An 11,691-nucleotide genomic window follows, 5' to 3' on the forward strand; every position below is an offset into this window, starting at 1 on the left:
AATATATTATTACATATTATTTTTGATAATAAGGATATTCCAATGAAAATACTTTTAAGGGTCAAACCCTCTTCCTCCGTTTTACTGGCTGCTATCTTTGCTATTGGTGCGGTTAGCCTGTCAGGCTGTAGTGAATCAGATACCAAGGCTGTCGACCGTGTCGAAGAAGCTGAAGCATTAGCCCGCGTTAAGTCACTTGAGGCACGTGCTGCAGAAATTAAAGACGAGATGGCTGCAAATCCAAGCGCCAAACTGAGCGTCAGCATGCCAGATGAGTCCACTATTCCAGATGATGAGTTCGGTGCAGCAGTACGTCGCGGCTTACAAATCGCCAATCATACTTATAAAGAGGTGCCTGACAATGTCGGCAACCAGTTGAATTGTACCAGCTGTCACTTGGGTAACGGCTCAGAGGCTTACGCGGCGCCTTGGAATGGCATGCCGGGTATTTATCCTATTTATCGTTCACGTGCTGGTCGCGTGAATTCAATACAAGAGCGCATCAATGGCTGTTTTGAACGCTCAATGAATGGCAAAGCGCTTGATCTGGGTTCAGATGATATGAATGCGATGGTGTCTTATATGAGCTGGCTATCACAGGGCTTGCCTTATAGTGTCTCGCCTGAAGGTCGCGGTTTTGTTAAGGTAGACAAAACTTTAGAGCCAAATACGGACAATGGTAAAAAGCTGTTTGCTGAAAAATGTAGCGTTTGCCATGGTGAAAATGGCGAAGGGCAATATAATGACGATGGCACTTATATCTATCCAGCAGTAGCTGGAGACAAGTCCTTCAACGATGGTGCAGGTATGGCGCGAACTTATACAGCAGCGGCCTTTATCAAGGGCAAAATGCCCTTTGGTCAAGGTAACTCGCTTAGTGACCAAGAAGCGGTCGATATTGCTGCTTACTTTACCCATCTGCCGCGACCTATCAAAGCCAACAAAGACAAAGACTGGCCCAATGGTGATGCCCCTAAAGATGTACGCCGCTAGTTTTAAGCACCTTTAAAAATTACCATAAAAAAGCCCAGCTACTTAAATAGCTGGGCTTTTTTATTATGGATAGTTAGGACAATTTGCGTCCTTTATCTTTAATTTAAGGCAATTTCATATCACCATCAACCAGCCAGCCCACACGGCGCATCACATGAGCGACCACCCCTGCAATTAGGGCAGGTAATACAAACATCAACAAAATAATCGCTGTCCATAATTGACCCGTACTCATGATGTCTTGTGACGCCTCAATGACTCCAAATACGCCGACCAATCCGGCGGTACCCATACCCGCACCCGTTGCTGTACATGCCAGTCCAAAACCTACTGTCGCAATAGGACCAACGATGGCGCTGGCAATCACAGCAGGCAACAACACCAGCGGTTTTTTTAACACATTAGGAATCTGTAGCATACTGGTGCCCAGACCTTGAGATATCACGCCACTGACGCCGTTGTCTTTAAAGCTTGCAACGGCAAAACCAATCATGTGTGCCGCACAGCCTACCACTGCTGCCCCGCCTGCTACGCCACCAAGCCCAATTGCGATACAAATAGCAGCGCTGGACGTTGGCAATGTCAATAAAATACCCACCACCACTGCAATCACAATACCCATTAACAGAGGCTGTAACTCAGTGGCCGATTGAATACCTTGACCAATGGCAGCGACCGCAGCGACGATAGGTGGATTCAATAGTGCGCAAACTGCTAATGCTACCGCGCATACCAATAAAGGAACCAATAGAATATCGAGCTTGGTTTTGCCAGCGACCCAAGTACCAGCACGATAAGCAAATACCGAGGTCAAATACGCCCCTATCGGATTGCCCGGTAAGGCGGCAAAGGTCGCAGGTCCGCCTACTTGGGGCGTAAATAACGTCCCTGCCATTAATGCTTCAGAGTGTGCGCCAAGCATACCCGCCACCAAGCAGCTGAGCATGACGAGCGTCGGTGCTTTAAGGTAATAGGCGATACCTACTCCAATACCCGCACCCATTAGTACTGAGGCAAGCTTGCCCACCGCAACCAATGCGGGCAAATCTAACCAGCCACCGATTTGCGAGATGATTAGACCAGCAATCAATGTGACAAATAGCCCTAAAGCCATGCCAGTAAACGCCTCAATAAAATACTTTTGGAAAAATGCTTTAATGAAGCCAGTAGGCGGTGTTGCTAAATGAGAGACTGTCATAGTCATGCTCTTTATAAAATTTTTGATGAAAGGTAATAAACCAACAGAAAAATAACTTTGCTAAAAATCAGAGATAAAAAAAACGTCATTGCGACGCTTTTTTTATTATTCATAAAGAGCTATAACTGTCATTAAACAGCATAACTTAACGACGCTGTTCAACAATAATGGAGTCAATACCGTTATTTTGTAAACGCTGCTGAGCAGTGGTTACTGCTTGGCGGTTATTCATCGGGCGAGAAATAACTTGATAGATTGGCAAACCATTACCCGTCGTATTCTTGACCACGCGAGCGTCTACACCTGCCATCAACACTTGAGCACGGCGGCGATCTGCTTCATCCGCATCACCGAAGCTGTTGATCTGCAAAATATATGTTGCCGCAGGTTTTGCAGCCTGGACGCTAGCAGTACCTGCGCCTGCATTATTGGTGGACGTATTATTGCTACTAGCAGGCGTCGATCCATCATAGGTCGCATCTTCTTCAACGATCACAATGTCATCGCCGCTATTACTGGTAGCAGCGCTATTGCCACGACTGGGCGCAATCACTGTATTTTCAGAGATACCAAAGTTACCAGTATCATCATTGCGACTGGCTGAACCATCTTCAGGTTGAGTCACCACCACATCAGGCTCAAAGGCACTGATATCCCCTATGCGATCATTGCCTGTCTCAGCAATATCTTCATCAGGAATAGTCGCCATCTCTTGATTGGGCAAAATATCATAGAACTCATAATCACCATTATCAGTATCAGTGTCGACACGTGGCTGTACCTGACGATCAGGATCATTACCAGCGGTGCTGTCAGCAGGACTGAAATCAAATAATGGTGACAAGTATATAAACACCCCTATCATAAGGGTCAATACAGCCCCTACAAACATCCACAATAAGCCTGATACGCTACTTGTTTTGCGTTTTTCAGTCGCACCTTTAGGTTTTTTGGCTAGCATGGATCTGGTTCTCCCTACTGAATCTAACTATCATCAAATTATGGCTGGCAGTCATCTATACTCATACTACATGTTAGAAAGTTACTATATACTAGAAAAAAACTACATGCTAGATGGTGCCGACAACCCTAACAAACTAAGACCATTGGCCAATACTTGGCGCACGGCTTTAGACAAACGCAAACGGGCTTGCATCAAATCCATCTCATCCGAACTTGGTGTCTCACCTGACGTCAAACTCACTGGCAGAATGCGATTGCTGTCATACCAACCATGAAATAGCGCTGCCAACTCTTTAAGATAGTTGGTCAAGACATGTGGCTCATAACCCGTCGCGGCGCGTAATAATGTCGCTGGATATCCTGCTAATAATTTAATCAGCTCGTCTTCGTTTGGTGCGCTAAGTAAGTTTTGATGTTCTAAACCAATCGCATCGTCTACCACAAGACCACTATTTTGTAGCTTTTCTAATACTCGGCAAACACGAGCATGCGCGTATTGAATGTAATACACTTGATTGTCTTTGCTTTGTGATTTAGCCAGCTCCAAATCAAAATCAATATGCACTTCAGGCTTACGGGCGACATAATAAAAACGCGCGGCGTCGTTACCAACTTCGGTACGTAAATCACGCAGGGTGACAAATTGACCTGAACGCGAGGACATTTGCACTTTTTCACTGCCACGCCATAGTGCAACAAATTGCACAAGCACCACATCTAAACGCTCGGCATCAATACCAAGCGCCAATAAAGCGGCTTTTACGCGTGGCACATAACCATGGTGATCGGCACCCCAAACATTGACCACTTTATCAAAACCACGATCAAATTTATTTTTGTGATACGCAATATCAGAAGCAAAATAAGTAGATTGACCATTGGCACGGCGCACAACACGGTCTTTTTCATCACCAAAATCGGTTGATTTAAACCAAATATTACCGTCTTTTTCGTATAGATAGCCTTTTTCATCTAAGGTTTGCAAGACTGGCTCAATCTCGCTATCGATCGATCTTTCGCTAAACCAGCACTCGTAACGCACACCAAAGTCATTTAAGTCATCTTTGATATCGGCTAAAATACTGCTCAATGCCGCATTAAAAAACAGCTCATAGCCCTCACCAAGCAAGGCTTTACTGTTGGCAATCAAGCCATCAATATGCGCTTCTTTGTCACCTGATAGCAGTGTTCTTTCGCCGTCCGCATTGATCTCAAACTCAGCATCTGCTGGCACATCTTTAGCGATTACTGCAAAGCTATGAACGTAATGATCACCATGTTGCGCTTTTAACATTTGGGCGATGTCACTGACATAATCACCTTGATAACCGTTGACTGGGAAGATTATTTGCTCACCGTTGGTTTCCAGATAACGCAAATAGGTACTGGTCGCCAAGATATCCATTTGACGACCGGCGTCATTGACATAATATTCACGCGTGACGTCATAACCAATCGCTTCCAGCAGGTTTGCCACGCTCATACCGAACGCTGCACCGCGACCATGCCCAACGTGCAAACTTGACGTTGGATTGGCAGAGACAAACTCAACCTGAATTTTTTGCCCGTCAAACTGATCGCTTAAACCAAAGCGATCTTGCAGGGCAAAGATATCATCTAATACCGCAAATTTGGCTTCCGCATTTAAGAACACGTTAATAAAGCCTGGACCTGCGATTTCTACTTGGCGAATGTCTTGGTTTTCAGGCAGCGCATTGACGATTTTTTCGGCAAGCTGTCGCGGATTGACCTTGGCAGCTTTGGCCGCTGTCAGCGCGATATTACTGGCGAAATCACCATGGCTTAAGTCTTTAGTACGGGTGATTTGGCCATTATTTTGCCAATCGCTTGGTAGCGTGCCATCTGCTTGTAGGGTTTGAATCGCATCGTTAAATAGTGATGCAAGTGTATCAATTTGGGCTTGTGACATAAGGATTTGAACTCAGTTAAATAAACAACAAAAACGGTATAAAAATGTGGCGAATGCGAGCAGCCAATAACTGCCTATTATAATAGCGACCGACATTGCAGGGGATAAAATAATACAAAAAAGATAAGTAACCTGTAAATATAACAATCTTTGCCCTGCATTGCACCATTTGCACCAAAATTAGCACTAAAATCTTACGGTTATGACAGTTAACACTGATAATTTAGGTGACTAGGGCTTGTCCTCATTGTAAAAATGGTGATAAACATGAGATAAATTGCCGTCAAGCAAGAAAAGTAGCGCAAATAATATCGAGATATTGATAAGCTATTTGACTATGTTTGGCAAAATTTGGCCATTTTTAGCCCATTTAGAGGATGATTGATTGAATTGAAGACACGCCCTAACAGGCGTCGTCTGTGCTTTCATTCACGATAAGTCAGATTGAAATGCTTTAAATAGATCAGGATTTAGCGCTGTTACCGATCAGTCAACCCTGCAAATTGTAGCGTTACTGTTGTCTCATACTTAGCAGCAGTTTATACCTGCTCGCTTCCGCGTTATAATAACGGTTTGTATTGCTGCCTGCTTTTTTCTGACTTATTTTATGGATTACTGCTTATATCATGAATGGTGATACTTCATTTTGAAGGCAATTATTATCAAAAGATCCATAAAACAATATAAATAAAGGCGGCGTTACTACTTTATAGGATTATGCCATGTTTGCTATTGCTGCCAGTACGGTTACCAGTTGGGGATTGTATGTTTTACTACCCATATTTATCGCCTTCTTATTTTTTATTATGTGGGATATCTCTAAAGAATCTCAAGCTGGGCGCGCGGGTACATTTTGGATTTTCTTAGCACTAGGCGCAGGGTTTGTGGGCTTCTTACTCAAGCTATTATTGGAAGTCGCTTTTAAAAGGTGGTTGATATAATTTTTATATAATTAAGCAGTATCCTGACTGTCAATGATAGGTAATAAATAACTCGCCTATCACTGATAAATAAGCGGTTAAATAATCAATTAAAAAATACATGGCTCATGACGGCTTCACTTTATAGTGTGTCAATCATTCCTACCAAAGTATCACTCACTGAGCTTTGCTATCATTTTTTATGACTTCACTCACGTAAGTTGGTAAATCCCACGCACCACCAGCAAAACCGCGACACATTCCTGAGCTGGAATCTTCTGATTTGGCAAATGTTTGACCATTCCAAACCCATATCGCATGATTCCAGCAATCACCAATCCCACGGTCTTTATGCATCGCCCAAATCTCGCCATCAGAATAGTCATTGCCTGCGGTGGTGATTAGCTGCGAACTACGAGGGTTTGCGTTGTCTATAAGCCAATATCCATAGCTTTCATTATAGGCACCTTGCCAACAAAGATGACTGGCAAGCGTATGCTTGGCATCCGCGGCTGTAAATTCCCAATCCAGTCTATCAGAACTATACTCTTGCATTCGTTGGTACGCGTCGGTTTTTGGATTAATCAGCTCACAGTCTCCCATATCATCTTCAGAGCCTATAAGCTCCTTGGCATCAATATCGATCCACTTGTTTATATTGACCTGAAAGTACGCCTGTTTTGATGCAGATAGTGTCTTATTTTCTTTTTCTGAATACGAGAATGCCTTTTTGATGATTGGCTTTGGCTTAGCGGATTTCGGTATTTGCTTACTTGTGTGGTTTTGACTTACCAATGCTATTGGCGTGCCCACTCTGCCTTGTACCTCATCAAGTTTTAGCAGCACGGCACTCATACCTTTGTCGCTAATAGACCAATTTTTATCACCTGCTCTTATCTCTATCTTAGTATTTTGACGCGCATGGTTAATAAGGTGTTGCGTTTGCTTGGCGGTTAAATCGTACGCAGAACCATCAGCATCTGGTTGTAGCATGCCTTGGTTTTTGCCATTTAACCACAGTTCAGCACTATGGTAGGTTTTGTCTGAGGTTTCTGATAAAAACTGGATTTGGGCAATCGGCAAGGCTTTTTTGGGTATGACAGTTAATAAAATAGAAGCTGGCATATCGAACATACTCTCATCTGCATAACCTGCTGCGCGACAAGTCAATGTATTATCACAAACCACTTGCCAATCGTCTTTAACAAACCCCCAACCTTCAAAGGGATCACCATACGCATCTGATGCCACAGCAGGTAGCGAGAATATACCAATCGTCATAAAAGCCATTATTTTTTTCATAATCTATCATCCTTGCTATATTTGCAGTCCATTTCCACTGCTGATTATATTGACTGATGGCATCTCTGCTACCCTAAAAAACTATCTTTTTGGCAATCAAAGTCGCACGCATCGGCGCAGGATACCCTTCCATGGTTTTAGTCGAGTCATTAGGATCCAAGAAGTCGGCTAGCGAATGATAAGTCATCCATTCTGTTTTGCGCTGCTCATCGGTAGAAGTCGTTGCCACATCGACACAACGTACCTCTGAGAATCCAGCTTTTTCTAGCCAGCCTGTCAATGCCGCGACTGATGGTAAAAAATACACGTTATTCATCTGGGCATAGCGGTCGTGTGGCACCAGTACGGTATTGGCATCACCTTCGATAACCAAGGTTTCAAGCACCAACTCACCGCCTTTGACCAACTGCCCTTTAAGCTGTTGTAAATGCTCAAACGGCGATTGGCGATGATAGAGCACCCCCATGCTAAATACGGTATCAAACAGCTGACTGTGCTCGGGCAAGGCTTCAAGTGGTACGGGGATATAATGCGTTTTATAGCTATCAGCAGCCCCGACAAAATGACGAATCGCCATAAACTGATGATAAAATAAGCAAGACGGATCAATGATAATGACTGTATCCGCGCCAGCGCCAGCCATACGCCAGCCGTGATAGCCAGAGCCACCGCCCACATCTAATACGCGACGACCTTTTAAATTACCCAAATGCGGTGCGACTCGCTGCCACTTCCAATCACTGTGCCATTCGGTATCAATCAATATTGGCGAGGCTTGTTGGTCTTCATTCTGACCACTATCAATTTGATTTTCGAGCTGACCACCAATTTGAAAAGGTCCTTTGCGCCACGGCATGAGCTGTTTTAATAACGCCATTGTTTGTTTGCACTGAGACTCACTAAGATTTGCCTCAATCGTCAGGACATCACTGTTCAGATCGACATTATTGACCGTCAATTCTGGCAAGCGTGCTACCGAGGCTTGATAAGCAGGTGCATGCGCGTAGTTGGCTTTGTCCTTGATATCATTTAACCATGTTGGCAAGCGCGTAAGCCATTCATAAGCACTCGGCTGTTGCTGGGCTAATTCTAGCAAGGTTAAATATAATTCGCGTTCAGCGTGAGTAATAGTGTCGTTAAGCATAAAAGCAGGTTACCGTATTGATCAAAAAACAACTGTGTTAAAAATAAGAATTATTTAAATGCCACAATAGAGACGAAGTTTAAAAACTGAAACCACGTGAGATGACGTTTAAAGCCAACTTGATCTAACCGTGCATGATGTTCATCTAATGTATCAGTGATAAGCACGTTCTCTAGTGCATTACGTTTGCCGCTGATTTCCATCTCGCTATAACCATTGGCACGCTTGAAGTCGTAATAACGCTCAACCAACCATGCATCATATTGCTCATCAAAAGCATGGGTTTTTTCAGTTAATACCAGTATCCCACCTTCACTTAATGCTGCATAAATTTTCTCTAATACTGCGACTCTATCGGCGGCGGGTAAAAACTGTAGCGTTAAATTCAAAATCACCATATCGCAAGGTTCAAGTTCCACATCGCGAATATCAGCGGTAATCACTTCGATGTCATGCTCAGGATAATTTTCACTCAGTAGCGTGGTCGCTTCGGTCGTCATCGCTGGTGAGATATCAATCGCTTTAATCTGCAAGTCTTGCGGCTCAAACTCACCCGCCAACGTCATGCTTGCTGCGCCAAGTGAACAGCCCAAATCATAGATGCGACTGACGCGCTGACCACTATCGCTCTGTTGACGATACTTACAATGGCGTCGGGCAAATATGGGCAGCATCGCCAGCACTTGACCATAACCCGGCACACTGCGACGAATCATATCAGGGAAACAAGCCACCACTTGCTCATCAAAAGAGAAGCGTGCCGCTTTATCGAGTGGCGTGGTAAACGGTTTGTCAAATAGGGTGTCGTGTTTAACAATAGCAGGCTTAGATTGACTCATGGTGCGACTCATTTTGTGATAATAGAACTTAAATTAGAAGATAATTGATGGTCTTGCTTGTCATTATTATCTGAAAGGGGCACGACGTAGCAAAAGCCCATTATAACATTACTGTTTGTTACTTATCGCGGTCAGATGCCCTGCTAAGCTAAATACGTATTGCTAAATAAAAAACACTTGGCTCATATTTTATATTTATAAAAATAGGAAAAATTATGCAAACCATTATTTTGGGCGGTGGCTGTTTTTGGTGCACCGAATCGGTATTTTTATCCGTAAAAGGTGTGCAATCCGTTGTCTCAGGCTACATGGGCGGTGACGCTGTTTCTGCCAACTACGAAGCGGTCTGTAGTGGCAATACAGGGCACGTTGAAGTCATCAAAATCGAGTTCGATGACTCTATCGTCCCGCTAGAAGTGATACTTGATGTTTTCTTTGCCACCCATGATCCCACCACAATGGATCGTCAAGGCAATGACGTCGGTAGCCAGTATCGTAGCGTGGTTTTTTATACTGAAGAAAATCAGAAACCAACGATTGACCGCACTATCAACAAACTGCGCGATATGGGCGTCAATGTGGTCACCGAAGTACATCCAGCTGTTGAGTTTTATCAAGCAGAAGAGACCCATCAGGATTTCTTTAATAAGAATCCAGGACAAGGGTATTGCAACTTTGCCATACCGCCAAAGCTTGCCAAATTGCGTAAAGAGTTTAGTCAATATATGGTGAGCTAAACGACAAAATGAAGATAAATTTCATTTGAAAAAAGGCTAGCTTAGTATTTCATTATAGCCAAACGCTTATTGCATGAGCGTTTGGCTTTTTAACATCTTTAGCATTCTCACTCAAACCGTTATGATAGAAACAACTCAAATATAACCCTCAACGAATAAAGGCGAAGGTATGAACGCTGAATTTTGGCACAGCCGCTGGCAAGAGAAACGCATTGGCTTTAATCAGTCTGCGGTGAATCTATTATTAATAAATTACTTTAAGCAGTTAAACCTGCCAGCTGGTAGCCGTGTCTTTGTCCCTCTTTGCGGTAAATCGATTGATATGGCTTGGCTGGCAGCGCAAAGCTACGACGTCGTAGGCGTTGAATTGGTGGAAACAGCTGTACAAGCATTCTTTACTGAGCAAAATATCTCCCCTACTGTGCACCAGCATGTAGACAATTCAGCGATTAAATACTATCAAGGTCAGTTGTCAGGACAAACCATTACCTTATGGGTTGCTGATATTTTTGCACTGTCATCTGAGGATATCGGATCTGTAAAGGCGATGTATGATAAAGCCGCATTGATTGCGCTGCCAGAAAATATGCGTACGAAGTATAGCGAGCATATACGTAAAATAAGTGGTCATGCACCACAATTTATCATCACTCTCACTTATGACCAAAGCAAAAAAGCGGGACCGCCGTTCTCTATCAGTAGCGAGCAAATACAGCAATATTATGGCGATAACTATTATATCAGCGAACTGACGAGTGAACTTACTTCTATAGGATCGGCACCTGAGCTAATGGTCACGGAGCATGTTTGGCTATTAAAGTGAGTGGTTAATAAATGAAATGAGTGGTTAATAAAGCCGTTTGCGTAGCGATTAATCAGTACTAAATTATGATGGAGAAATTGAATGAAAATATTCGTTGGGCTGATAAGTTTAATCTCTATTTTACTAGTCACGCTCGCAGGTCCGCTGTACAAGTTTGGCTTAATCGATTTAGCGACTGCGTTTGCAGGGTTTAAGTTTGGTGTATTTGCTGGTATCGCAGCATTGGTACTATTAGGCATACAGCTTTTATTTAAACGAGACACGGCTAGCCTTGGTAGCGTATTAACATCAGCAGCGCTTGCTATCATTGCCATTGCTATTCCACTAAGCATGATGAATACCGCCAAAAACGTACCGCCCATTCACGATATTTCAACCGACCTAGTGAATCCACCTGAATTTGTGGCCATTGCCCCACTGCGCGCTGATGCACCAAACCCAGTTGAGTATGCAGGTGTAGAGACTGCAACGCAGCAGCGCGCCGCCTACCCTGAATTACAAACATTACGCTATAGCCAGTCAAAATCTGAGTTGGTTGAGGCAACCAAACAAGCCATCGATAATTTAGGTTGGGAGCTTGTCAATATCGATGCGGACAAAGGCATCATCGAAGCGACAGATACGACTGCTTGGTTCGGTTTTAAAGATGATGTGGTCGTGCATATCACGGATAACAGTAGTGAACGTCTAGTAGATATTCGTAGCAAGTCACGGGTTGGTGGGAGCGATTTGGGCAAAAATGCGGCGCGTATTCATACGTTAATTGAAGAGTTAGATGGGGTTTTGGGGGAGTAGTTGGGTGCAGCTTAACCTCAAACTTGGTTTGAGGCTTTAGAAATACT

11 protein-coding genes are annotated in these 11,691 nt (G+C 43.7%); 5 read left to right on the forward strand and 6 right to left on the reverse strand.

The genetic code is table 11. The annotated features are described in order from the left end of the window. Positions 1-42 precede the first annotated feature (42 nt). Entirely contained in the window at positions 43-993 is a 951-nt protein-coding gene (locus JMV76_RS10220; protein ID WP_201502587.1) for a c-type cytochrome, read from the forward strand. A gap of 103 nt (positions 994-1,096) precedes the next feature. Here the strand turns inward: JMV76_RS10220 and JMV76_RS10225 are convergent, their stop codons facing one another. The 3 genes from JMV76_RS10225 to argS form a co-directional block, all read right to left on the reverse strand. Continuing rightward, positions 1,097-2,191, reverse strand: a complete 1,095-nt coding sequence (locus JMV76_RS10225; RefSeq protein WP_265090291.1) for a PTS transporter subunit IIC — start codon at positions 2,189-2,191, stop codon at positions 1,097-1,099. Between the two features lie 145 nt (positions 2,192-2,336). Continuing rightward, on the reverse strand, positions 2,337-3,152 hold the full coding sequence (locus JMV76_RS10230) for an SPOR domain-containing protein (protein WP_201502589.1): 816 nt from the start codon (positions 3,150-3,152) through the stop codon (positions 2,337-2,339). A gap of 102 nt (positions 3,153-3,254) precedes the next feature. Next, positions 3,255-5,084, reverse strand: a complete 1,830-nt coding sequence (argS, locus tag JMV76_RS10235) for an arginine--tRNA ligase (RefSeq protein WP_201502590.1) — start codon at positions 5,082-5,084, stop codon at positions 3,255-3,257. Between the two features lie 722 nt (positions 5,085-5,806). On the opposite strand from argS, the gene JMV76_RS10240 reads away from it, so the two are divergent. Next, positions 5,807-6,025 carry a DUF2788 domain-containing protein gene (locus JMV76_RS10240; RefSeq protein WP_045448016.1) on the forward strand — a complete coding sequence of 73 codons (219 nt, stop codon included), beginning with the start codon at positions 5,807-5,809 and terminating at the stop codon, positions 6,023-6,025. A gap of 156 nt (positions 6,026-6,181) precedes the next feature. Here JMV76_RS10240 and JMV76_RS10245 read toward each other — a convergent pair whose 3' ends face one another. From JMV76_RS10245 to cmoA, 3 genes are all read right to left on the reverse strand, one after another. Further along, positions 6,182-7,306: a DUF1176 domain-containing protein gene (locus JMV76_RS10245; protein WP_201502591.1), complete on the reverse strand. Its 1,125-nt coding sequence runs from the start codon at positions 7,304-7,306 to the stop codon at positions 6,182-6,184. A 73-nt stretch (positions 7,307-7,379) separates the two neighbouring features. Further along, the gene (gene cmoB / locus JMV76_RS10250; protein WP_201502592.1) at positions 7,380-8,450 is read right to left on the reverse strand and encodes a tRNA 5-methoxyuridine(34)/uridine 5-oxyacetic acid(34) synthase CmoB; all 1,071 of its coding nucleotides are present in this window, start codon (positions 8,448-8,450) and stop codon (positions 7,380-7,382) included. Positions 8,451-8,500: 50 nt separating this feature from the next. Continuing rightward, entirely contained in the window at positions 8,501-9,301 is an 801-nt protein-coding gene (gene cmoA / locus JMV76_RS10255) for a carboxy-S-adenosyl-L-methionine synthase CmoA (protein WP_201502593.1), read from the reverse strand. A 203-nt stretch (positions 9,302-9,504) separates the two neighbouring features. On the opposite strand from cmoA, the gene msrA reads away from it, so the two are divergent. From msrA to JMV76_RS10270, 3 genes are all read left to right on the forward strand, one after another. Beyond that, positions 9,505-10,026, forward strand: coding sequence for a peptide-methionine (S)-S-oxide reductase MsrA (gene msrA, locus JMV76_RS10260; protein WP_045448022.1), 522 nt, complete (start codon positions 9,505-9,507; stop codon positions 10,024-10,026). A gap of 169 nt (positions 10,027-10,195) precedes the next feature. Next, complete coding sequence (gene tmpT, locus JMV76_RS10265) at positions 10,196-10,849, forward strand: thiopurine S-methyltransferase (protein ID WP_201502594.1); 654 nt, start codon at positions 10,196-10,198, stop codon at positions 10,847-10,849. Between the two features lie 81 nt (positions 10,850-10,930). After that, positions 10,931-11,644: a DUF1499 domain-containing protein gene (locus JMV76_RS10270; RefSeq protein ID WP_201502595.1), complete on the forward strand. Its 714-nt coding sequence runs from the start codon at positions 10,931-10,933 to the stop codon at positions 11,642-11,644. Positions 11,645-11,691: the final 47 nt, after the last annotated feature.

The organism is Psychrobacter cibarius (genome assembly GCF_904845955.1).
In the GTDB taxonomy this organism is placed as follows: Bacteria; Pseudomonadota; Gammaproteobacteria; order Pseudomonadales; family Moraxellaceae; genus Psychrobacter; species Psychrobacter cibarius_B.

Excerpts from the sequence above, each read along its gene's own strand:
- JMV76_RS10220 (WP_201502587.1), top strand. The coding sequence starts at position 43 with ATGAAAATACTTTTAAGGGTCAAACCCTCTTCCTCCGTTTTACTGGCT.
- JMV76_RS10225 (WP_265090291.1), bottom strand. The coding sequence starts at position 2,191 with ATGACAGTCTCTCATTTAGCAACACCGCCTACTGGCTTCATTAAAGCA.
- JMV76_RS10230 (WP_201502589.1), bottom strand. The coding sequence starts at position 3,152 with ATGCTAGCCAAAAAACCTAAAGGTGCGACTGAAAAACGCAAAACAAGT.
- argS (WP_201502590.1), bottom strand. The coding sequence starts at position 5,084 with ATGTCACAAGCCCAAATTGATACACTTGCATCACTATTTAACGATGCG.
- JMV76_RS10240 (WP_045448016.1), top strand. The coding sequence starts at position 5,807 with ATGTTTGCTATTGCTGCCAGTACGGTTACCAGTTGGGGATTGTATGTT.
- JMV76_RS10245 (WP_201502591.1), bottom strand. The coding sequence starts at position 7,306 with ATGAAAAAAATAATGGCTTTTATGACGATTGGTATATTCTCGCTACCT.
- cmoB (WP_201502592.1), bottom strand. The coding sequence starts at position 8,450 with ATGCTTAACGACACTATTACTCACGCTGAACGCGAATTATATTTAACC.
- cmoA (WP_201502593.1), bottom strand. The coding sequence starts at position 9,301 with ATGAGTCGCACCATGAGTCAATCTAAGCCTGCTATTGTTAAACACGAC.
- msrA (WP_045448022.1), top strand. The coding sequence starts at position 9,505 with ATGCAAACCATTATTTTGGGCGGTGGCTGTTTTTGGTGCACCGAATCG.
- tmpT (WP_201502594.1), top strand. The coding sequence starts at position 10,196 with ATGAACGCTGAATTTTGGCACAGCCGCTGGCAAGAGAAACGCATTGGC.
- JMV76_RS10270 (WP_201502595.1), top strand. The coding sequence starts at position 10,931 with ATGAAAATATTCGTTGGGCTGATAAGTTTAATCTCTATTTTACTAGTC.